A 20,398-nucleotide genomic window follows, 5' to 3' on the forward strand; every position below is an offset into this window, starting at 1 on the left:
CGTCCTCGCGCGCTGTTCGCGATCGCTCGGGGCCGCCCTTCACCCGCTCGGGAGAGAGGATCGGCGCAGGTTCCGGCATGTCATCCACCCCCCTCATGCCCGGCGCAGCTTCGGGTTGACCACGGCCGAGAGCACGTCGGCGGCAAGGTTGAGGGCGATGTAGGTCGCGGCGGTGCAGATCACGACGCCCTGCACGGTGGCGAAGTCCCGGTTGAACACGGCGTCCACCATCAGCTTGCCGAAGCCCGGCACGGAGAAGACCTGCTCGGTGAGAACCGCCCCCGAGAGAAGCTGCCCGAATTCCAGCGCCCCGAGCGTGATGATGGGGATCGCCGCGTTCGGCAGGGCGTGGCGCAGCACGAGCCGCAGGGGCGACACGCCCTTGGCGCGGGCGGTGCGCACGTAGTCGGCGCCGAGCACGCCGAGCATCGCCGCACGCGTGTGGCGCATCATCACCGCCGCGATGGCGTTGCCGAGCACGAAGGCCGGCATCGCCATGGCCTCGAGATTGTCGATCAGGCTCTCGCCCGGCGGCACGTAGCCTGAGGCCGGCAGCCAGCCGAGATGCACCGAGAACAGCAGGATCAGGAGGATGCCGAGCCAGAAGTTCGGGATCGATAGGCCCCAGAGAGCAATCGCGTTGGCCGCAGCGTCCGCCCAGGTGCCGCGCTTGACCGCCGAGAGGATGCCCATGGGCACGCCGATCGCGAGCGCCACCAGCATGGCGAGGCAGGCGAGTTCCAGGGTCACCGGCAGCTTCTCGAGGACGAGCTCGGCCACCGGCTTTTGCAGGCGCACCGAGACGCCGAGATCGCCCCGCAGCACGCCGGACGCCCAGTAGGCGTAACGCACCGGGAGCGGCTGATCGAGGTGGTACTTTCGCCGGATGAAGGCGATCACCTCGGGGTCGCGCTCCTCGCCGGTGAGCGCAGTCGCCACGTCGCCCGGCAGCAATTGCTGCAGGGCGAAGATGATCATCGAGGCGAGAATGAGCGTCGGGACGGCGAGCGCGAGGCGATGGGCCAGAAAGCGTAGCATCAGAACCGCAGCGTCAGTTCAGCGTCAGCCCGGTGAAGCGCACGAGCCCGTCCGGATAAGGGACGAAGCCGCTGATCTTCGGGCTGTAAGCCCAGAGCAGCTTGCGGTGCATCAAGTAGACGCTTGGACGGTCGGTGAGCACCTTGTCGGCGAGCGCCTTCCAGGCCGCCCTGCGCTTCTCCGGATCGACCGAGCCGCGCTCGGCCTGGAGCGCCGCGTCGGCCTCGGGGCTGCAGTAGCGCGGGTAGTTGAGCGGCGCCTTGCAGCTGAGAAAGCTGAAGGTGTTGCCGTCGGGATCCGGTCGGCCGCTCCAGTTGTAGAGATAGGCCTCGTAGTTGCCCTTGTCGGCCAGATCGAGGGCGGTGGTGAAGTCGGTCGCCTGCAGCTTCACCTCGAAGCCCGCCTCCTTGGTCATCGCCTGGATGACCTGGCCGACCTGCGGCGCCTCGCTGTTGGCGTAGACCATCATGGTGATCTGAGGCTTGGGCTGGCCCGCCTCCGCGAGCAGCGCCTTGGCCTTGGCCACGTCGCGCTTCGGGATCGGGTAGTCCTTCACGTAGTCCGGGTGCTTCGGCGAGACCCATTGGTTGCCGGGCAGGAACTCGCCGTTGAACACGACCTGGCTGATGGCGTTCCGGTCGAGCGACAGCTCGAAGGCGGCGCGCACCCGCGGGTCGGCGATGGGCGAGCCGGCTTTGGCCGTGTTGAACAGGACCGATTGGAAGCCGAGCTCGTAGGTCGAGGCGAGCTTGAGCTTGGCGTCGCGCGCCACCTGCGGCGCGTCGGTGGGGGCGAGGCGCTCGAGCAGGTCGAGCTGGCCGGCCCGCAGGTTCGTCAGCCGCACCGTGGTGTCGGGGATCGGCCGGAACTCGACGCGCTGGATGTGGATCTGGTCCTTGTTCCAGTAGTCAGGGAAGCGCTCGACCACGATGCGGTCCTGCGGGACCCGCTCCACGAACCGGAACGGGCCGGCGCAGACGGGGTCGGTGGCGAATTTGTCGCCGAGCCGCTCGGCGGCCTTGGGCGAGACCAGCATGCCGGCCCGGTCGGTGAATTGCGCCATCAGGGGCGCGAAGGGCTGCTTCAGGTTGATCTTGAAGGTGAGGTCGTCCACGGCCTCGACGGAGTCGATTGGCGCGATCTCGCCACGACGCTGTGAGCCCGGCATCTTCAGGTGGCGCTCGATCGAGTACTTGGCGGCCGCGGCGTTCACGGGCTCGCCGTCGTGAAATCTGACCCCTGGCCGGAGCGTCATGGTGAGGGTCTTCTCGTCGGCCGAGAGCTCCCACTTGGTGGCGAGCTGGGGCACCAGCTTCAGGTCGGGGCCGATATCGACGAGCTTGTCGCAGAGCGCGGCGAAGACCATGCGGCCTGCGAAGGTGCGCGCCAGGGTCGGGTCGAGGGCGTCCGGATCCTCCATCATGCCGTAGCGCAGGGTCTGGGCCGAGAGCGGTGCGGTGAGTGCGAGCCCGGCGATGAGGCAGGCGGCAAGGCGCAGCATCCGGGTGTCCTGTCCGTTTGGTGGAAGGCGGATCGTGCCGGAAGGGTCCGGCGCCGAGGCGGGCGCGTCAAGGTCGCAAACCGGCGGCCCTGTGGCACACCGTGTTCCAAGCGGCGGCCGCGCCAAGGGGTGCTTCGCGCGGAGCAACTTGCGTCGCCCGGGAGAGCGGCGCACCAGGGCCTTCGAATCGCTCGCGGAGCCCCGCGGCGCGGACCCGGAACCCACGGACGCGAATCGATGAAGCCCTTCGTCTGGAACCACGGCTATCCCTCGCTGCGCATGCCAATCTTCGGCCGCAACGTGGTGGCGACCTCGCACGCACTCGCCGCCCAGGCCGGGCTCAAGATGATCTGGCGGGGCGGCAACGCGGTCGATGCCGCCATCGCGACCGCCGCCGCCAAGACCATCACCGAGCCATGCAGCAATGGCCTCGGCTCGGACGCCTTCTGCATCCTGTGGGACGGCCAGCGGCTTCACGGGCTGAACGCCTCCGGTGGCGCGCCCGCCGCCTGGACCCCGGACTACTTCCGCCGCAAGTACGGGGAGGCGGCCCGCCCGCCCATGCGCGGCTGGGATTCGGTGACGGTGCCGGGCGCCGTCGCGGCCTGGGTGGCGCTCAGCGAGCGCTTCGGGCGCCTGCCCTTCGCCGACCTGATGGAGCCGGCGATCGAGATCGCCGAGCGCGGCTACCTCGCGCCGATCGTGGTGCAGCAGAAATGGGCGGCCGCCGCCCAGGTTCCGGAGCTTGCCGGCCAGCCGGGCTTCGCCGAGGTGTTCCTGCCCCGCGGCCGCGCCCCGGAGGTCGGCGAGCGGGTGCGGCTGCCGGGCATCGCCCGGACGCTGCGGGCCGTGGCCGAGACGAGGGGCCGGGCTTTCTACGCGGGCGAGATCGCCGAGGCGACCGCCCGCCACGCGGCTGAGCACGGCGGGGCCATGACGGTGGCGGATCTCGCTGCATATTGCCCCGAATGGGTCGAGCCGACTGGCCAGGACTATCGCGGCTACACGCTCCACGAGATCCCGCCGAACGGGCAGGGCATCGCCGCGCAGATCGCGCTCGGCATCCTCGCGGAGTTCGACCTCGGCTCGCTGCCGCCCGACGGGCCCGAGAGCCAGCACCTGCAGATCGAGGCGATGAAGCTCGCGTTCAGTGACACCTACCGCTACGTGGCCGATCCTTCGGGCATGACGATCACGCCGGACGAGATGCTCGATCCCACCTATCTCCGGGCGCGGGGCAGGCTGATCGACCGGACGAAGGCCCAGGATTTCGGCCCCGGTAATCCGGCGAGCGGCGGCACGATCTACCTCACCACGGCCGATTCCTCGGGGATGATGGTGAGCTATATCCAGTCGAACTTCATGGGCTTCGGCTCCGGGGTCGTGGTGCCCGAATGGGGTCTGTCCCTGCAGAACCGCGGCTACGGCTTCCACCTCGATCCGGGCAGCCCCAACGTGGTGGCGCCGGGCAAGCGGCCCTTCCACACCATCATCCCGGGTTTCCTGACCAAGGACGGCGCGCCGGTGATGAGCTTCGGCGTGATGGGCGGCAACATGCAGCCGCAGGGCCACGTGCAGACGCTGGTGCGCATGCTCGATCACCACCAGAACCCGCAGGCCGCCTGCGACGCGCCGCGCTGGCGCGTGAATGAGGGGCTCAGCATCAACGCCGAATCGACCATGCCGTCCGAGACGGTGCGGGCGCTGGCCGAGCGCGGCCACCGCATCGAGGTGATCAACGACAGCTATCAGGATTTCGGGGCCGGCCAGTTCATCTGGCGCATGGGCGATCCGGATGAGGATGGCTACGTCGCGGCGAGTGATCCGCGGCGCGACGGTCAGGCCGTCGTGTGCTGAGAGTCTTTTTGAGAAGTCAGGGATGTGCTGTCCGTCGCAGAAGGATGGCGCCCATGGCGATGAGGATCATGGCCTCGGAGACGTCGAGGCGTTGCTCGTAGTCGCGCACGAGGCGGCGCCCGCGTGTCATACCAAATCCGCTTGATCCCTTCGGGATGGCGGATTTGGGCTTCGCTCAGGCGCCGCGCGGGCTGGTGATCCGGGATCCGCTTCGATCAAGCGGATCCCGGATCACCAGCCGAAGCTGCGCTCCACGACCCAGCGGCGGGGCAAGACCTGGAAGCCGGCGGCCTCGTCGCATCGGCGCACGACCTCGACTGAAAAGTCGAGGGAGGCGGCCTTGTCCATGGGCTGGAGCCGGTCGTAGGCGCCGTCGGCGAAGAGGTGCGTCACCCACGGCCAGCGCTTGCGGATGGCGTCGAGGATGACTTGGTCTCCAGCCGGGTCTGAGATCTCCGCCGGGCTCAAGTTCACCATCAGCCGCCGCCCGTCCGTGTCGACGGCGGTGTGGCGCTTGCGGCCGGTCACCTTCTTGGCGGCGTCGTAGCCCCGCGCAGCCCCAGGCGCCGGCACATTGACCGACTGGCTGTCCACGACGGTAGCGGAGGGGCTCGCCTCGCGGCCGGCCCGCTCCCGGTCGCACATCAGGGCGAGGTCGTGGATGGTCTGGACCAGGAAGCGCCGCATCACGCGACGGAACCACCCGTCGACCGTCTGCCATGGGCCAAACTCGGTCGGCAGCATCTCCCACCCGCAGCCCGCACGCACGCGGGAGCGCAAGGCATTCACGACCCCGCGCAGATCCACGCGCCGCGGCCGTCCGCGCCGGCTCGGGCGGGGCATCGGGGGAGCGATCCGCGCCCACTCCTCGTCCGTGAGATCAGACCGGTACCGCTCGGTCTTCCTGGCAATCTCGGCCATCCGGCCACGGCTCTGCTCGGTCCACATCCCGAGCTTGAACCATGCCCTCCGCCCGCGCGGAACCCCGATACCTCATTGTCCAAAAGGGCTCTCAGATGCAGCGCCGCACCTGAGTTCAGGTGGTGTGTCTCGCTCGAGTCTAGGTGAGAGCTCGATGGGCTTCTGAGGGATCGGGTCGTAATCGGCACCCTTGGCCGGCGTTCGACAACAATGTCCCATCGTTCTGGACATCCGGTTCGGCTGCCGGCCCGGGCCGGGCTGCGCCCTCTCAGGATCAGAAGGTCAAGCCTCAGTTTCTAACGCTACAGCTCGGACATGTGATGCTGGACCGCCGCCTTATCAATATATTACGGACGATGCATCATCCCGGAAATATCAATCAAAATTTAAGATCATGAGCTGTATCTCACGATCAGATCAAATTCGGTCAGCCGGGCTGGGCGGCCGCGTCAGGAGCTGCATCGATGCCCAGGCAGGTGTTATCTCGCCCTGTCCCCACCTTGAGGCGCATCTGTGCCGAATGGTCCACGGGGCGCTCGGGCAGCGTCGGCTTCGTGTTCGGCCTGTTGCTCCTGCCCATGATGGTGGCGATGGGCGTCAGCGTCGATTACGCGAGAGTCTCCGCCGCGCGATCCGACCTCGCCGCCGCCGCCGATGCCGCGGTCCTGTCGGTCACCAACAAGGCCGCCATGAGCCTCGACATGCTCAGCGCCCAGGCGCGGGTTCGGGACGCATTCCTCAAGAATATCCAGACCATGCCGGACATCAGCGGCGTCTCGGCCGACGCCGTCGTCATCGACCTGCTCGGCGTGCGCGCGGCGACCCTGTCCTACACCGCCAGCTACAGGACCGCCTTCTCGGGCATCCTCGGCATGCGCACCCTCTCCGTCAGCGGCAACGCCGCCTCCAAGTCCGCCGTGCCGATCTACATGGATTTCTACCTCCTCCTTGACAACTCGCCCTCCATGGGCGTCGGAGCGACCAGCGCCGACATCAGCACCATGGTGAGCCGCACCCCGGACAAGTGCGCGTTCGCCTGCCACGACCTGTCGGCCGGGAACAGCGACTACTACCACCTCGCCAAGTCGCTCGGCGTGACCATGCGGATCGACGTGGTCCGGCAGGCCACCCAGCGCCTGATGGACACCGCCGCCAACACCGCCCTCGTCCCCGGCCAGTTCCGGACGGCGCTCTACACGATGGGCGCGGACTGCGCGTCGGTCGGGCTCACCACCGTCAGCCCCCTGAGCTCGGACCTCGCGGCCGCCAAGACCAACGCGCAGGCCATCGATCTCATGACCATCCAGAAGCCCGGCTACAACAACGACCAGTGCACGGACTTCGATGGCGTCTTCCAGAGCCTGAACGGCAAGATCGACGTCGCCGGCGACGGCTCCACCGCCCTGACGCCGCAGAAGGTGGTGTTCCTGGTCTCCGACGGCGTGGCGGACGCCTACTATCCCTCGACCTGCACCCGCAAGACCACGGGGGGGCGCTGCCAGGAGCCGCTGACGCTGGCGAACTGCACCACGCTCAAGAACCGGGGCATCAAGATCGCGGTGCTGTACACGACTTACCTGCCGCTGCCGACCAACGACTGGTACAACACCTGGATCGCGCCGTTCCAGGCGACGCTGCCAAGCGCCATGCAGGGCTGCGCCTCGCCGGGCCTGTACTTCGAGGTCAGCCCGACCCAGGGCATCGCGGACGCGATGACGACGCTGTTCCAGCGGACGGTCTCACAACCGCGACTGACCCAGTAACCCGGCTCCCGGCCGGCGTGATCGGCGTATCGCCACGGGGTGACGGAGCCTCCCCGCGCGCCGGTTGCGGCGTCGACCGAGACCGGGCGAGCCGCATCGTGGCGCCCGTCTCATCGGGCACCGCCGGAGCACGATCAGAAATCCAACCTTTCCAGTTCGGCCCAAGCTTGGGGCGGGAGCGGGACCTCCGGTGATGCGGTCACTGAAAACCTTTCTTGCGGACCGGGCCGGGGCTGCGGCGCTGATCCTCGGCCTGTGCCTGCCGATGCTGGTGGCCGGCTCCGGCGCCGCCCTCGAATACGCCCGAATCCACAAGCGAAGGACCGAGCTGCAGAAGGCCGTCGACACGGCCGCGCTCGCCGCCGCGGGTGAGCTGACCATTGCGGGCTCGGACACCTACGTCCGGAACCTGGCGGTGCGCACGGCCTACGAGGCGGCCGGCGGAACCGACCCCGCCGTCACCCGCGCCACGGCTCGCGTGCAGAACCGGCGCGGCTGGGTCCAGGTCGAGATCCGCGAGACCGTGCGCAGCCTGTTCGGTCGCCTGCTCACCATGCCGACCATGGAGCTCAGCGCGCAGGCCACGGGCGAGCTCTCCGGATCCACCCGCGTGTGCCTGCTGACGCTGGACGACAGCCACGCCGACGCCATGCACCTGCACAAGAACGCCAACGTCGTCGCTACCAGCTGCGGGCTGTTCGGCAATTCCAGCGACAAGGCCGCGGTGCACCTGGAGGACGGGGCGACGGTCGACGCCGCGCTGATCTGCTCGGCGGGCGGCATCAGCAAGGGACGGGCCTACGTCAAGGGCCTGCTGCAGACCGGCTGTCCCGCCCGGCCCGATCCGCTCGCCGCGCGCATGCCGCCCCCGCTGCCGAGTTGCACCTTCCCCGACCAGCTCGTGGTCGACGGAGCGAAGACGCCGACGCTGCTGCTGCTGCCGGGGGTGTACTGCAAGGGGCTGAAGGTCACCAACGGCGCCCAGGTCACCTTCGGGGCCGGGGTGTACGTGATCGACAACGGCCCGCTCGTGGTCGACAAGGACGGGGCGATCTCCGGGCAGAACGTCGGCTTCTACTTCACCGGGGACGCCGGCGGGGTGCTGTTCGACATCAAGAGCAGCATCGACCTGACCGCGCCGAAGGACGGCCCGATGGCGGGCCTGCTGTTCTTCGAGAACCGGACCGTGACGGCGCCGGTGGTGGTCCAGTCCGACACCAAGCTTCCGCCGCCTCCGCCACCACCGGGCTCACCGCCGATGCGGCAGTACCGGATCATCAGCAACAACGCCCGCAACCTGCTGGGCACGATCTACCTGCCGGCCGGTCGCCTGATCATCGACGCGAACAACCCCGTTGCTGATCGCTCAGCGTACACCATCATCGTGGCGCGTCAGGTGGAGTTCTTCGACGGTCCGAGCCTCTACCTGAACTCGAACTACGGCGTGACGGACATCCCCGTGCCTGAAGGGGTCGGCAACACCACCAAGCGCACGATCAAGCTGGTGCAGTAATTCCAAACGGAGGCGCCTTGCGCGCGTGGTCGCGCCAGGTGCCCGGAACGCCGACGCCCAACCCTCCGATTCGGTCGGCCTCGTTCGGCCCGATATGGCTCACCCCACACACTGGATTTCGGGCAAGGACGGCGCGGCAGCACGGGCTCGTCGGCGTCAATCGGGGACGGACCGCTTCCCCTCCAGGCGGCGCAGCTTCGGGATGATCCCCAGCAGCCCCTCCTTCAGCTCCTGGATCGGCTCCTCACACCCGCCGAGCGCGCACACGATCCGCTCCCGGGCCTCACCGACCCGCTCCCGCAGGCTCCGGCCCGCCCTGGTCAGCTCCAGGCGCAGCTGACGTTCGTTCTCGGGATCGCGAAGCCGCCGCACGTAGCCGCTCACCTCCAGGCGCTTGAGCAGCGGCGTCAGCGTGCCCGCATCCAGCTGCAGGCGCCGACCGATCTCCTTCAGGTTCACGCCGTCCCGCTCCCAGAGCACCAGCAGCACCAGGTACTGCGGGTAGGTCAGGCCGAAGGGCTCCAGCAGCGGCCTGTAGGCGGCCGTGAAGGCGTGCGCGGCCGCGTAGACGCTGAAGCAGAGCTGGTTGTCGAGCCGCAGGTCAGCGCTGGGTCTTGCCATCAGACACTCTCTAAAGTTGCATTATTCTCAAATGCGCATCCAGGAGACGAAATTGCACGACGACGTTTAGAGCACAAGCTCATTCTTTCGGCACCCCCGCCCGCCTGCAGCGAGGTCGCGTCCACCACGCAGAGCATCGTCCGAACGGCCTAGTTCTGGATTACGCTTGCGCTCCAACGTTTGGGGCTCTATAAAACGTCGCACTAAGCAAAAACGCCCTGGGGAGGCCACCGATGATCCGCACCACCCGCACCGTGCCCGGCCCGAGCCGATCCACCATCTCGCTGGGCCTGCTCGGTGCCGTGGGCGGCCTCAGCGCCCTCCTGACGGGCCTCACCCTCGCGCCCGAGCGGGCCAGCTCCGCGCCGGCCGCTCCCTCCGTGACCCGGTTTCAGAGCACCGCTCCCGCTCCGGTCCAGGGTGCTGCCCTCGCCGCCCCGGACACCGCTCGCGCGGGCAGCGTCGGCGAGCCCCGCCGCACCGTGCGCGTCGTCTATCCCGGCCCGGTCACCCGCTGAGCCGCCATGACTGTCCTGACCGCCAAAGCCCTCGCCCAGGCTCCCGCCGCCCCGCGCGCCGCGCGGTGGCTGCGCGCCGGCGCCGGCTTCGCCGGCTCGACCGCGCTCCTGATCCTCGGCATGCTCACCCTCGGCAGCCTCGCCGCCTGAGCCCGCTCCGCGTCCCTCGCGAGGGCTGCCGCGACGCGGGCAGACCTCCACGCCCACCCGCGCGTCCCTGGAGTGAGGTCATGCTGAGATTCGTGTTCGGGCTGCGCCTGTTCGCCCTGCTCGTGCTCGCGGGTGGCGTCGGTGTGGTCGCCGTGACCCTTGGCCGGTTGGAGCTGAGCGAGGCCTACGCCACCTCGCCCGTCCTGCGGCCCGTGCGATCGGGCCCGCAGGCCTCCACGACCGCCGCGGCCAGCCCCCCTGCCGCGAGCGGGGACATGCAGGCGCTCGCGAGCGGATTGCGCGACGCGGCCAGCCGCACGGCCCTGACCTCGAGCCCCCCGGCGGCCCAGAGCTCCGTGGCGCCCGCGGCTTCGTCCGCCGCCGTGAGCGAGCCCACCACTCCGACCAGGACGGCCGCCCTGATCGCGCCCGAGCCGCAGGCGGTGGCCGGCCGCTTTGTTGACCTCAACACCGCCTCGCTGGCGGAGCTGAACGGACTGCGAGGCGGCGGTGCGATCGGGCGGGCGATCGTCCGGGGCCGGCCCTACCGGTCCGCCGAGGAACTGGTCAGCCGGCGCGTGCTCAGCCGCGCCCGCTTCGAGCGGATCCGGGATCAGGTCCGGGTGCGCTCGTAAGCTGGGCCACGATCGCGGCAACGCCCCATTCACCATGATCGGTGCAGGAGCGGCGGCGCCGGATTGGGTTGCGCGCTCATGCCGCCCCATCCTCACCCCCGCGCCGACACCGGACGGCCTCGCCTCGTTCTGCGGGACGCCGTCGGTCTCGGGCGCGTGCTGGACCAGATGCGGGCCTGACACCCGCTCGACATCGCCGCACTCGCCCGGCTCGTGACGCAGACGTTCGTCGTTGATCTTGACCTCCTGGCCCCAGTTCTGTCGTCCAGGGAGCCTGAGCGTCGGCCCGTGATCAGGTCCAGCCTGATGCGGTCGGCCAGAAAGGAGCCGCGTTCTCGCCAGTCATATTGTGGACATACTTGGAGGTAGGTTGCGCCCTGTCAATAACAACAACGGGATTGCGTGATGTCCTGCAAGGCTATTCTGGCCGCCTGCGCCCTCGCGACCGCCCTCGCGGGCTCCTCCGGTGTCGAGGCCAAGGGCGGTCCGCGGGCCCAGGCGGGCGTCGCCTCCTGGTACGGCCCCGGCTTCCACGGCCGGCGCACCGCCAACGGTGAGCGCTTCGACACCCACGCGCTCACGGCGGCCCACCGCTTCCTGCCCTTCGGCTCGCGCGTGCGCGTGACCAACAACAGCAACGGTCGCTCGGTGGTGGTGCGCATCAACGACCGCGGTCCCTACGTGGGCGGGCGCGTCATCGACCTCTCGAACGCGGCCGCGCGGGCGATCGGTGTTTCGGGTGTTGCCAAGGTGAGGATCGCACGCCTATGACAACGGCCCGCGAAGCTTCCGTCTAGCCTAGCTCGATAAGCTCCGGCCGGAAGCAAACCGGGACACCAGGTTCTCGGAACGGGATCGGCCAACCTCCGTTTGGGCCGCACCGGCCCGCAATCCGCGCGAGCTGCGCGCAGATGCCGATGCTGTTCCAGGCCCTGTCACTTCGCAGCGCGCTCGTCGCACTCACCTCCGGGTGCCTCATGCTCGCCACGGCCGGCCACGTCCGGGCCGGCGAGGAGGAAGGGCTCGGCCTGCTGTTCCACAACCTCATCGGGGCCCGGCCAGCGCCGCAGCCTGGGCCCACCCTGCAGCCCTCCGGATCCGGAGCGGAGTCCTACCCCGCCCACCAACGGCGGGCGTGGCGGCAGTCCGGCCGCCGCGCGTGGCTCAGAGAGCCGCGCGCGCAGATCCAGCCGAAGCCGAAGGCGCGCTACGCCGCCCTGCCCAGGCCCGAGAAGCTGCGGCAGACGGTGGGGAGGCCCGCGCCCAGGCCGAAGCTGGCCGACAACGCCGCCCTGCTGCTGCCCAGGGGCCGGGATCCCGGGGCCGCCCTGCTGAGGGATGCCACGCTGCGGCGCGGCGACGTCGTGATCACCGCCCAGGGACCAGGGGTGTTCACCGGCAAGGGGGGCGACCAGCACCGGGCCGGCGATTTTGAGGACGCCGGGCGCTCCTCCAGCCTGGATCGCAGGACCCGCAAGCTGCTGGCCGCCATGGTCGCGCCCGCGGGCGCGCGCTTGCCGGCCGACGAGGCGCGCCGCTCCTTGGCCAAGCCACGCAGGGTACCGGCTGGTGAGCCGCAGGCGGCCCAGGTCCAGGCGCGAGTGGCCGAGCCCGCGGTGCGGGTGGTCTTACCCGGGAGCCGCGCTGAACACCGCTGCCCGCGCGCGAGACGGGCGGAGGATGGTCCGGGCTTGGAGCACCTATTCGAGCCGCCTTCACTCCTGAAATTTCGACCACTGAGCGGGGGCGAAGGAGGTCGTGTAAGGGGCTCTCAGACGGCGGCTGCGAGCAGGGGGGGCACCCTGCGGCCCGACTTGAAGCGGGCCAGCTTCACGGAGCGGACTGGCGGACTGGCATTGGCCGCGCCTTCAGCGGGCGCGCTCGCCACGCCGAACCGGCCAGCCAGGGTCGGAGCGGGGGATGGAGCGACCCCGCCCAACACGTCGCGCAGCAGCGCGAGACCGGCCGCGTCGTCCAGCGCCTCGGGCGAGAAGTCGGGCACGGGGGCCTCCCTGATCCGTGATCCCGAGCGGATCAGTCGCACTCCTGCGTGCGGCGGGTCCGGGACTTGCCGGAGCGGCCGATCACCTGCTCCTCGACGTAGTAGCAATTGTCGGCCAGCGCGTCGGAGAGGACCGTCCTGGACGTGGCGGAGACCTGCGCCAGCTGCCCGAGGTCGGCCCCGGCGGGGGTGCCCGCCCTGGCCTGCAGGGCCGTGTAGCCGACCAGGGTCGTGGCCAGGGCGGCGACGGCGAGGGCGCGCGCGAGGATCGAGCGGGAAGGGATCATGACCGTGGAACTCTGATCGCGTGGGCGGACAGGAAGCCCCGCCTTGGTACTCTGTCGTTTAGACACAAAAACTTTGTGCGCAAGTCACGTATCATGGCCTAGGCCGCGCGGCGCCTGAGCGGAGCCGGCATCCGCATTGCCGAAATAGGAGATGGCGAAGCCATCAACCGGATGTCGTATGACACCACCTACTCAGAGGATGGGCCGGGACGTGGGCATCACGGGCCGCTTCAACTTCCGCTCGACGTTGACCGGTAGAGTCATCCTGCAGGTCGAGGCGAAGCGGAAGGCCTGGTGGCCGCGCAGTCGATTCAGCTTGGCCAAGTACGTCTGGCGCGACAGGATGAGCCCGGGGGCGGAGGCGTCGCCTGTGAGGTCCACAGCCTGCGGGGCAGTTGCGGCGACCCTGGTGTGGGCGAACACGATCGCTCAGCTCGCGACACTGCAGGCGCCCGCGATCATCAGGAACACCGAAACCTTTCCCGTTGGCGGCGGAGACGGCCGCTCGGCTCCGCATCGTGCGATAGTGAGTACACTGAACATAGACCTGTGAACGTCAAGCTTGAGCACCTTGAGCGCGGCCGCCGTCGAGGGTCGTTTTGATAGTACCTTAAGGGATTGCCGCCACACCGGTTGGCATGTTCGAGCGACGCACGTCCCCCCGCGCCCGCACCCGGCTGCCCGGTGCTGTCTGCCTCCTCGAAGGCACCCTGGCCTGCGTGATCACCGGCCTCTCCCGCACGGGTGCCACGCTCGAGCTTCCTCGCCACACGGAGGTCGCGCGGCGCTTCGAATTGAGGATCGGCCAGGAACCCAGGTCCCGTCCCGTCAGAAAGATCTGGCAGGACGGGACCCACGTCGGGGTTTCGTTCGTGGAGAAGCGGGACGCTCCCGAGGTCCTGAACGATTAGCCGGCCAGCGCACCGATCCTGTCACGGGCTGCTCGGGCGAAATTGGACGCCGACCCAGTCTCCGCGCCGCCAGCGCTCCTCGACCGGGAACTCCCCATCTTCCTCAATCAGCAGCAGCTTGAAGGCGAGGGGCAGCGCGACCTCCGCCGCGAGGCCGAGCTTGGCCCCCGTTGTCGTTCTGTCCCGGACGAGGCACTTGACCGGCTCAACGCCGGGCAGCAGCACCCGGCCTTGCGGGAACCTCGGCGCGCGCTCGGCCGCCCTCCTATCCTCGTTTCGGGAGGTCACCGTCCCGGCCATAGATTTACACGTCCTGCGAGGTTGATTGCACCTCAAGCAGGAGAGGGACGGGACCAGTAACGAGTTGTTACTCTGTGTGATGACACCATGAGCGCAGGACCGACCAAGTACCAGAACGCGAACTAGAGGGCGACGAACGTATCTGTGCCGGATGGGATCAAGACTGCGGGCGGGGGCGATCCGTCCCTCGTCAGGGAGGCAGGTCGAGGTGCGCGATGACGAAGCTTGAGAAGCTGCTGCAGGATCTCGGTTCGCTGCCGTGCAAAGTGCCGGACGCGCTCGGCTACCCGCTATGTACCGGCTACAGCGACCTGATGTTCGCGGGCGTCGCGATCGTGTTGGCGATCGTGGCGGCTGGGTTCCTGCTCCTGACGAAGCTGGCCTCCAGCTTCTGATCTCGCCCCCACGTCGCGGCCGGCTTCCTCGATCCAAGCTCAAGGAGCGGCTGCCGTGGACGCGGGGGCGGGCGCCGAAATACGGATGTTGAGAGCACAGCCATGTGCATGGGCCTCGATCCAAATTTGATGAGGAACTCGGATTCGTTATCTTCGAAGGTAGTGCTGAAGTTCGGTGCCGCCGCTTCGGCGGCTCCGGTCAAAATTTGCTGATCAATTCGGTATATTTACGTTTTGCAAACTAGTAGAATTTTAAACTGAGATAGTCAGTATCAGTCGGCTTCAGGTTGAGAGCATAGAGATGCGCCAGCACGGATCGATCCCTCGAGCACGGCTCGAAAGAGCTGTCTCGGGAAGGCACGCAGAAAATGACGCGGTGATGAAGCAGAACACCTTTGGCGCGAGCAAAGCGACAAAAAATCCATCTGCTTTCCAGTATGTGCCGAAATACATCAAGATTGGAGTCATTTTGATAATTTTATCATCAATATACGCGGGATTCAATTTTATGATACCACACATGCAATGTGCTTCTTATAAGTCTAGCGGAGATTTGTATTATGGCATGACAATGGAAGCATGCAGAGCGAGAGTGAGAGTCAGCAACACGCAATATATTCAGTCAAATATTGAGAATTTCGCGCATAGACTCGGCATACAATAGAATAGTCCAGAAGACTCCCACCACTTTGGGTGAGGACGAGCTTGACATCACGTGCGATTCGCACGTCGCCGTGTCCGCAGGGTTTCTGGGCGGGCAGGCTCCGGGAATGGCCCTCTCAGGCAGAGCCCACCTCGCGCGTGCGCGCCAGAACCGCGAGCAGCGCTTCCGACGAGAGCCCCTTCTCGAGCAGGGGGACCCCGGCCTCCCGCGCCCGCTCGCGGATGCTCGGGTCCGGATGGCCGGTGGTCAGGAGGATCGGCGCGTGCACGTCCAGCTCACGCAGCCGGCGCAGCACATCGAGCCCGCTCAGGCCAGGCATCATGACGTCCAGGATCACGCAGCCCGGCGCCGGGCCGGGGAAGGCCGAGAGCAACGCCGCCCCGCTGCCGAAAGCCGCGACCGCGTAGCCCTCGCTCTCGAGCAGGAACTGCAGGGAGCTCAGGACAGCAGGATCATCGTCCGCGATGAAGATGGGCATGACCAGCTCCTGATCCTGCGGTCTGGGGTCTGGGGTCTGGGGCCGGATTGGGCCATCCTCCCCGTCCGCAAGGGGCAATCTACCGGCCCAACCCTGACTCCAAATTGATGTCTCTCAAGGCTCGCTCCAGCCCGCTCAGAACGGCCCGGCGCACCAGCTCGGACAGGCGGCCGGCCTGCCTCTTCTCCATGCTCTCGGCTTGGTAAGCCGCTGCCGCCCGCGGGCGGATGGCGAGGGCCCGGCCGGTCTCCTTGGCCGTGCGGCCCGCCACGAGGGGCGCACGGGGGTCTCCTGCCGGCTGCCAGCTCGCGGCCGACCTTCCGGACTACCTCGTGCGCACGCAAGCCTCAGCCGCTGGACCCCGCTCGCAGCGCATGCAGCCCTGGTCGCGGCGATGGCGTTCTCTACCCCACTTGACCTAATCCATCCCACCTCGCTCTGTAGCGCGTTGCGGACTAGTCCAATTCAGCTCTCGACGAGCCGTCAAGAGCAACTTTGATTTAAGAGCTGACGGGCATTTCTCAGCAGGGATCATGTACCGCAACCTCATCGGGTTCGGCCCGCTCGACAGCGATCGCTGAACGGAAGCATCGCCCCATGCCGACATCCGCCCAACGCGTGTCCACCCGCGCGTCCACCCCACAGCAGGATGGGCTCTGGTCCTACCTTCAGGCCCTCGTGGCCACGACACTCGACACCATTCGCGAGCACGGTCTCCACCCGAGCCCTGCCGGGTTCGAACTGCTGTTCCGCCATCACAGCCGCGCGCTCCCGGACGCGGATCTCGGGCCGCTCTTGGCGCGTGTTCGATCCCTGGCACAGCACGGGAGCTCCCCGCCTCTGCCGGAGATCGATCTCGACGCGGTGCATGACGGGGCCGAGGCCCTGGAGAGCGAGGCGGGCCGGCTCGCCGCGGCCCTGTCCGGCAGCGCGCAGGCCCTGGCCACCTACGGCTCGGTCCTGAGTGCCTGCAACGATCGCCTCGGCGCCGCTCCCTCGGCCGCGATGCTGATGCAGTCCGTGGCCCTGCTCACCCGCGAGACCGCCCGCGTCAGCGCCCGCAACGCCGAGCTGGAAGGCGAGCTGCGTCAGGCAGGCGAGCGGATCGGCAAGCTGCAGCGCAACCTCGCCAGCGTGCGCCAGGAGGCGAGCGTCGACGCCCTGACCGGGATCGCCAACCGGCGCGCCTTCACCGCGCGCCTGCGTCGCCAGCTTGCCCAGGCCAAGGCGGAGGGCGCCGGCCCGTTCTGCCTCGTCCTGTTGGACGTGGACCACTTCAAGCTGTTCAACGACGCGCACGGCCACCGCACGGGCGATCAGGTCCTGCGGCTGGTGGCGCGCCTGCTCACCGACAATGTGAAGGGGCGCGACTTCGTGGCCCGCTACGGCGGCGAGGAGTTCGCGCTGATCCTGAGCGACGTGGATGCCGAGAGCGGGCTGACGGTGGCCGAGCAGATCTGCGAGCGGCTGCGCGGCAAGCGGCTGATCAAGCGCGAGACGGGGCGGGACATCGGCGCGCTGACGCTGTCGGGCGGGCTGGCGCAAGCCCGGCCGGGCGAGGCGCAGGGCGCGCTCATCGAGCGGGCCGACGCGGCCCTGTACGCGGCCAAGGGCCAGGGCCGGGATCGCATCTGCCTCGCCTGACGACTCACGATCTGCGGGGTGGAGCGCACCCACAGACCTTCCGCCCACCCGTCAAGCGGTGCAGGCCAGGCGTGCTGACGGATTGCGGCTAGATCGTGGGTGTGCTGACCTTGGCGTATCGCTGCCGAAGCCTGATCACGCGCCGCGTGCGGTCCCAGATCTCTACGGCGCAGCCGACGTTGAGGGCGCGCGCCTTGAACAACGCTTCGACGTCATCATCTGCGTCCAAGAGCTTGACGCCGAAGATGTGATCACCGGCGTCGATCAGGTACGCTCGATAATTGAGCACAGCAATTTTGTTCTCCTCGCGCGGTTGCGAGCAGTCACAGCGGCACGTCATTCGATGCCTCGCCTCGTTGGGCGAAAGATCCTGGCTTCCCACTGACAGGCTTCATTGTGCTCGTGGCGCTGTCAAGTCGTATTTTACGTGATCAGTATTTGCTGCTGCGCAACATGGAGCGAGCGCTGCCAAGCGCGCCGAGCGCGATCATCATGGGTTACATCGTCGGCTTCTAACGCCACGACCGCCCGGGCCTTGGTCTGGCCTCTGCCGCGGCTCGGGAGCGAGGCCAGACCAAGGCTCCCCGAACGGGCCTTTGGTCATCAGGGGTCGGAGCCACAGCGAGCCGCCCACCATCAGCCACGGAGATCTGTGACGCTGGTTCCATGCGCCCGCCTGATGCGACTCGGCGGGACCGCCATGGAGGCTCACGCCGAATTCGAATTGCCGCTATGGAGCGTCGAGCGGCCGTTCCGGCGGCTCTGATCGAAAATCCGAAAGTGGCGCATCTCGGCCCTTCCGCGGCGTCGGCCGAGCCGCGCGTCTTGCCCCAGCCTTGGCCATCAGCGTGAGCTGTCGCGAAGCCGGCGGAGAACACGAGAAGCAGATTCCCTGTCCCGATCTGGCCTCTCGCACGTTGGTGCCCGCTGAGACGTGGAGCGGGTGCACATGCGGGTGGCGACGTTGGCAATCGGAGTTGTCGGCCTGCTGGCGGGATGGCCGCTGACCGTCCTCGCTGCTGATGGCGGCGCGGCTGGCCATCCCTCCGAACTCCTGTTCGTCGCTCAGATCGTCGTCCTCCTCGCGGCCGGTCGTCTCTTGGGCGAACTCATGCAGCGCATCGGTCAGCCGAGCGTCATGGGCCAGCTGATGGCCGGCATCCTTCTGGGACCGTCCGTCTTCGGAGCCCTCCTGCCCGACCTGCAGCACGGCTTGTTCCCACCCGGCCCCGAGCAGAAGGCGATGCTCGGCGGTGTGGCTCAACTCGGCATCCTGCTCCTGCTCCTCATGACCGGCATGGAGACCGACCTCGCTCTCGTGCGCCGGGTCCGGCGTGCCGCGATCAGCGTCTCCGTCACCGGCGTCGCCATTCCCTTCGCGCTCGGCTTCGCCCTTGGCGAGTTCCTGCCGGCCTCCCTCCTCCCCAAGCCGGAGCTTCGCCTCGTCACCTCCCTGTTCCTCGGCACCTCGCTCTCGATCTCCTCGGTCAAGATCGTCGCCATGGTGGTGCGCGAGATGGGCTTCCTGCGCCGCAAGGTCGGGCAGGTGATCGTCGCCTCGGCCATCATCGACGACACCATCGGCTGGGTGATCATCGCCATCACCTTCAGCCTCGCCCTGCACGGGCGGGTCGAGGTCTGGAGCCTCGCCCAGAGCCTGACCGGAACGGCGCTGTTCCTGGCCCTGAGCTTCACGCTCGGACGGCGGTTCGTCTTCCTGGCAATCCGCTGGGCCAACGACACCCTGGTCAGCGAGGCGGCGGTCATCACCACCATCCTGATCATCATGGGCCTGATGGCCCTCGCCACCCACGCCATCGGCGTGCACACGGTGCTCGGCGCCTTCATGGCGGGTCTCCTGGTCGGCCAGTCGCCGATCCTCACCCGGCAGATCGACGAGCAGCTCCGCGGCTTGATCACGGCCCTGTTCGCACCGGTCTTCTTCGGGCTTGCCGGACTGAGTGCGGATCTGACCATCCTGCGCGACCCGCACCTCCTGCTCCTGACCGCCGGGCTGGTGGCGGTCGCCAGCCTGGGAAAATTCGCTGGCGCCTTCGCGGGCGGTGTTTTCGGGGGCCTGCGTCCGCCCGAGTCGCTCGCGCTGGCCTGCGGCATGAATGCGCGCGGCTCAACCGAGGTGATCGTCGCGACCATCGGGCTGTCGATCGGGGCGTTGTCCCAGAACCTGTTCACGATGATCGTGGCGATGGCGGTGATCACCACGCTGGCCATGCCGCCGATGCTGCGCTGGGCTCTTGCCCGGCTCCCACTCGACGAGGCCGAGCGCACGCGGCTCGCACGGGAAGAGTTCGGGGAGCGCGGCTTCGTGGCCAATCTCGAGCGCCTCCTCGTCGTCGCCGACCAGACCGCCAAGGGTCGCTTCGCCTCCCGGCTTGCCGGCCTGATTGCCGGCGCACGCAGCATGCCCGTCACGGTGATCCGGCTCGGAACGGCGGCGGAGGAAGCCGCACGGGAGCCAGGTCTCGAAAGGGTCGTGCGCGGCGCGGCCGAGGTCGTGCAGGCCCGGCTCGCCCGGCAGAACGAGGAGGTCGCGCCGGGGCTCGACGTGCTGGAGCAGCAGCCAGGGGCGCCGCTCGAGGAGGCTGTGACCCAGGAGGCGGCGAAGGGCTACGACCTCCTGGTGGTGGGCATCGAGCCGACCACCGGGCCGGGCGGCGGGTTCAATGCGGCCGTGTCGACCGTCGCAGGCAGCTTCGCGGGCCCTCTGGCCATCGTGGCCGCGCGCGGACCGCACGTCAGCCATCCCGAGGATGGGCCGCTCGACATCCTGGTCCCGATCAACGGAACGGACATCTCCCGCCGGGGCCTCGACGTCGCGCTGACGCTCGCACATGCCGCGAGTGCATCCGTAACGGTGCTCTATGTTCCGGATGAGGAAGGCGCGGGCAAGCGGCCCGGGCGCCCGCGACTGAGACGCTGGGCGAGCCTGCGACGGGGAGGCGACGCTGTTCTCAAGGAGGCGGTGACCATGGCGGACCATTACGGTGTTGCCCTTCGCACCCTCGCCAAGAACGCGATCACGCCCGGTGACGCGGTGCTGCGGCAGGCTCGTCTCGGTCGGCACACTCTCGTGGTCCTGGGGGTGGCACGCCGGCCCGGCGAGGTCCTTCAACTCGGCCGCGTGGCCGACACCATCCTCGAGGCGTCGGACCGCTCCATCCTGTTCGTGGCGAACTGAG

The 20,398-nt window shown here is 68.3% G+C and carries 20 protein-coding genes and 2 pseudogenes; 12 read left to right on the forward strand and 10 right to left on the reverse strand.

Annotation, left to right across the window (positions count from 1 at the left end; genetic code table 11):
* Positions 1–93: 93 nt before the first annotated feature.
* Both MET2598_RS0109505 and MET2598_RS0109510 read right to left on the reverse strand, forming a co-directional pair.
* Entirely contained in the window at positions 94–1,038 is a 945-nt protein-coding gene (locus MET2598_RS0109505) for an ABC transporter permease (protein ID WP_012332674.1), read from the reverse strand.
* Positions 1,039–1,051: 13 nt separating this feature from the next.
* Entirely contained in the window at positions 1,052–2,539 is a 1,488-nt protein-coding gene (locus tag MET2598_RS0109510) for an ABC transporter substrate-binding protein (protein ID WP_018260664.1), read from the reverse strand.
* Between the two features lie 237 nt (positions 2,540–2,776).
* On the opposite strand from MET2598_RS0109510, the gene MET2598_RS0109515 reads away from it, so the two are divergent.
* On the forward strand, positions 2,777–4,396 hold the full coding sequence (locus MET2598_RS0109515; protein ID WP_012332672.1) for a gamma-glutamyltransferase family protein: 1,620 nt from the start codon (positions 2,777–2,779) through the stop codon (positions 4,394–4,396).
* A gap of 16 nt (positions 4,397–4,412) precedes the next feature.
* Here the strand turns inward: MET2598_RS0109515 and MET2598_RS43705 are convergent.
* Positions 4,413–4,526 (reverse strand): annotated as a pseudogene (locus MET2598_RS43705) (IS5 family transposase); the annotation flags it as partial.
* 104 nt (positions 4,527–4,630) lie between these two features.
* Positions 4,631–5,344: pseudogene (locus MET2598_RS36225) on the reverse strand (IS5 family transposase); the annotation flags it as partial.
* A 473-nt stretch (positions 5,345–5,817) separates the two neighbouring features.
* On the opposite strand from MET2598_RS36225, the gene MET2598_RS0109525 reads away from it, so the two are divergent.
* Complete coding sequence (locus tag MET2598_RS0109525) at positions 5,818–7,080, forward strand: pilus assembly protein TadG-related protein (protein WP_018260667.1); 1,263 nt, start codon at positions 5,818–5,820, stop codon at positions 7,078–7,080.
* Positions 7,081–7,273: 193 nt separating this feature from the next.
* Positions 7,274–8,593 (forward strand): pilus assembly protein TadG-related protein, encoded by a 1,320-nt coding sequence (locus MET2598_RS0109530; protein WP_018260668.1) that lies wholly within the window; start codon positions 7,274–7,276, stop codon positions 8,591–8,593.
* A 156-nt stretch (positions 8,594–8,749) separates the two neighbouring features.
* On the opposite strand, the gene MET2598_RS0109535 is transcribed toward MET2598_RS0109530, so the two are convergent.
* Complete coding sequence (locus tag MET2598_RS0109535; RefSeq protein ID WP_018260669.1) at positions 8,750–9,214, reverse strand: MarR family winged helix-turn-helix transcriptional regulator; 465 nt, start codon at positions 9,212–9,214, stop codon at positions 8,750–8,752.
* 233 nt (positions 9,215–9,447) lie between these two features.
* On the opposite strand from MET2598_RS0109535, the gene MET2598_RS0109540 reads away from it, so the two are divergent.
* From MET2598_RS0109540 to MET2598_RS0109555, 4 genes are all read left to right on the forward strand, one after another.
* Complete coding sequence (locus MET2598_RS0109540; protein ID WP_012332668.1) at positions 9,448–9,732, forward strand: hypothetical protein; 285 nt, start codon at positions 9,448–9,450, stop codon at positions 9,730–9,732.
* A gap of 6 nt (positions 9,733–9,738) precedes the next feature.
* On the forward strand, positions 9,739–9,882 hold the full coding sequence (locus MET2598_RS42105; RefSeq protein ID WP_018260670.1) for a hypothetical protein: 144 nt from the start codon (positions 9,739–9,741) through the stop codon (positions 9,880–9,882).
* A gap of 80 nt (positions 9,883–9,962) precedes the next feature.
* On the forward strand, positions 9,963–10,517 hold the full coding sequence (locus MET2598_RS0109550; RefSeq protein WP_018260671.1) for a ComEA family DNA-binding protein: 555 nt from the start codon (positions 9,963–9,965) through the stop codon (positions 10,515–10,517).
* A 405-nt stretch (positions 10,518–10,922) separates the two neighbouring features.
* Positions 10,923–11,288, forward strand: coding sequence for a septal ring lytic transglycosylase RlpA family protein (locus tag MET2598_RS0109555; protein WP_018260672.1), 366 nt, complete (start codon positions 10,923–10,925; stop codon positions 11,286–11,288).
* Between the two features lie 1,000 nt (positions 11,289–12,288).
* Here the strand turns inward: MET2598_RS0109555 and MET2598_RS0109560 are convergent.
* Positions 12,289–12,519 carry a hypothetical protein gene (locus MET2598_RS0109560; protein ID WP_012332662.1) on the reverse strand — a complete coding sequence of 77 codons (231 nt, stop codon included), beginning with the start codon at positions 12,517–12,519 and terminating at the stop codon, positions 12,289–12,291.
* Between the two features lie 32 nt (positions 12,520–12,551).
* Positions 12,552–12,806, reverse strand: coding sequence for a hypothetical protein (locus MET2598_RS0109565; protein WP_012332661.1), 255 nt, complete (start codon positions 12,804–12,806; stop codon positions 12,552–12,554).
* A gap of 211 nt (positions 12,807–13,017) precedes the next feature.
* On the opposite strand from MET2598_RS0109565, the gene MET2598_RS42110 reads away from it, so the two are divergent.
* Together MET2598_RS42110 and MET2598_RS0109575 are read left to right on the forward strand one after the other, a co-directional pair.
* Entirely contained in the window at positions 13,018–13,359 is a 342-nt protein-coding gene (locus MET2598_RS42110) for a hypothetical protein (protein ID WP_198293008.1), read from the forward strand.
* Between the two features lie 85 nt (positions 13,360–13,444).
* Positions 13,445–13,717, forward strand: a complete 273-nt coding sequence (locus MET2598_RS0109575; RefSeq protein WP_012332659.1) for a PilZ domain-containing protein — start codon at positions 13,445–13,447, stop codon at positions 13,715–13,717.
* Positions 13,718–13,738: 21 nt separating this feature from the next.
* Here the strand turns inward: MET2598_RS0109575 and MET2598_RS0109580 are convergent, their stop codons facing one another.
* The gene (locus MET2598_RS0109580; protein ID WP_018260673.1) at positions 13,739–14,017 is read right to left on the reverse strand and encodes a hypothetical protein; all 279 of its coding nucleotides are present in this window, start codon (positions 14,015–14,017) and stop codon (positions 13,739–13,741) included.
* A 215-nt stretch (positions 14,018–14,232) separates the two neighbouring features.
* On the opposite strand from MET2598_RS0109580, the gene MET2598_RS0109585 reads away from it, so the two are divergent.
* Positions 14,233–14,412 carry a hypothetical protein gene (locus tag MET2598_RS0109585; protein ID WP_012332657.1) on the forward strand — a complete coding sequence of 60 codons (180 nt, stop codon included), beginning with the start codon at positions 14,233–14,235 and terminating at the stop codon, positions 14,410–14,412.
* 779 nt (positions 14,413–15,191) lie between these two features.
* Here the strand turns inward: MET2598_RS0109585 and MET2598_RS0109590 are convergent.
* Entirely contained in the window at positions 15,192–15,554 is a 363-nt protein-coding gene (locus MET2598_RS0109590) for a response regulator transcription factor (RefSeq protein WP_012332656.1), read from the reverse strand.
* 597 nt (positions 15,555–16,151) lie between these two features.
* Here MET2598_RS0109590 and MET2598_RS0109600 point away from each other — a divergent pair.
* Positions 16,152–17,198: a GGDEF domain-containing protein gene (locus tag MET2598_RS0109600; protein ID WP_026190621.1), complete on the forward strand. Its 1,047-nt coding sequence runs from the start codon at positions 16,152–16,154 to the stop codon at positions 17,196–17,198.
* 88 nt (positions 17,199–17,286) lie between these two features.
* On the opposite strand, the gene MET2598_RS0109605 is transcribed toward MET2598_RS0109600, so the two are convergent.
* Complete coding sequence (locus MET2598_RS0109605) at positions 17,287–17,538, reverse strand: hypothetical protein (protein ID WP_026190622.1); 252 nt, start codon at positions 17,536–17,538, stop codon at positions 17,287–17,289.
* Positions 17,539–18,147: 609 nt separating this feature from the next.
* On the opposite strand from MET2598_RS0109605, the gene MET2598_RS0109610 reads away from it, so the two are divergent.
* Positions 18,148–20,397 (forward strand): cation:proton antiporter domain-containing protein, encoded by a 2,250-nt coding sequence (locus tag MET2598_RS0109610; RefSeq protein ID WP_018260677.1) that lies wholly within the window; start codon positions 18,148–18,150, stop codon positions 20,395–20,397.
* The last annotated feature ends 1 nt before the right edge of the window (position 20,398 follow it).

Origin of the sequence: Methylobacterium sp. WSM2598 (assembly GCF_000379105.1) — a bacterium.
Lineage (GTDB): Bacteria > Pseudomonadota > Alphaproteobacteria > Rhizobiales > Beijerinckiaceae > Methylobacterium.

Coding starts and splice junctions, on each gene's coding strand:
- MET2598_RS0109505 (WP_012332674.1), bottom strand. CDS start 1,038: ATGCTACGCTTTCTGGCCCATCGCCTCGCGCTCGCCGTCCCGACGCTC.
- MET2598_RS0109510 (WP_018260664.1), bottom strand. CDS start 2,539: ATGCTGCGCCTTGCCGCCTGCCTCATCGCCGGGCTCGCACTCACCGCA.
- MET2598_RS0109515 (WP_012332672.1), top strand. CDS start 2,777: ATGAAGCCCTTCGTCTGGAACCACGGCTATCCCTCGCTGCGCATGCCA.
- MET2598_RS0109530 (WP_018260668.1), top strand. CDS start 7,274: ATGCGGTCACTGAAAACCTTTCTTGCGGACCGGGCCGGGGCTGCGGCG.
- MET2598_RS0109535 (WP_018260669.1), bottom strand. CDS start 9,214: ATGGCAAGACCCAGCGCTGACCTGCGGCTCGACAACCAGCTCTGCTTC.
- MET2598_RS0109540 (WP_012332668.1), top strand. CDS start 9,448: ATGATCCGCACCACCCGCACCGTGCCCGGCCCGAGCCGATCCACCATC.
- MET2598_RS42105 (WP_018260670.1), top strand. CDS start 9,739: ATGACTGTCCTGACCGCCAAAGCCCTCGCCCAGGCTCCCGCCGCCCCG.
- MET2598_RS0109550 (WP_018260671.1), top strand. CDS start 9,963: ATGCTGAGATTCGTGTTCGGGCTGCGCCTGTTCGCCCTGCTCGTGCTC.
- MET2598_RS0109555 (WP_018260672.1), top strand. CDS start 10,923: ATGTCCTGCAAGGCTATTCTGGCCGCCTGCGCCCTCGCGACCGCCCTC.
- MET2598_RS0109565 (WP_012332661.1), bottom strand. CDS start 12,806: ATGATCCCTTCCCGCTCGATCCTCGCGCGCGCCCTCGCCGTCGCCGCC.
- MET2598_RS0109575 (WP_012332659.1), top strand. CDS start 13,445: ATGTTCGAGCGACGCACGTCCCCCCGCGCCCGCACCCGGCTGCCCGGT.
- MET2598_RS0109580 (WP_018260673.1), bottom strand. CDS start 14,017: ATGGCCGGGACGGTGACCTCCCGAAACGAGGATAGGAGGGCGGCCGAG.
- MET2598_RS0109585 (WP_012332657.1), top strand. CDS start 14,233: ATGACGAAGCTTGAGAAGCTGCTGCAGGATCTCGGTTCGCTGCCGTGC.
- MET2598_RS0109590 (WP_012332656.1), bottom strand. CDS start 15,554: ATGCCCATCTTCATCGCGGACGATGATCCTGCTGTCCTGAGCTCCCTG.
- MET2598_RS0109600 (WP_026190621.1), top strand. CDS start 16,152: ATGCCGACATCCGCCCAACGCGTGTCCACCCGCGCGTCCACCCCACAG.
- MET2598_RS0109605 (WP_026190622.1), bottom strand. CDS start 17,538: ATGACGTGCCGCTGTGACTGCTCGCAACCGCGCGAGGAGAACAAAATT.
- MET2598_RS0109610 (WP_018260677.1), top strand. CDS start 18,148: ATGCGGGTGGCGACGTTGGCAATCGGAGTTGTCGGCCTGCTGGCGGGA.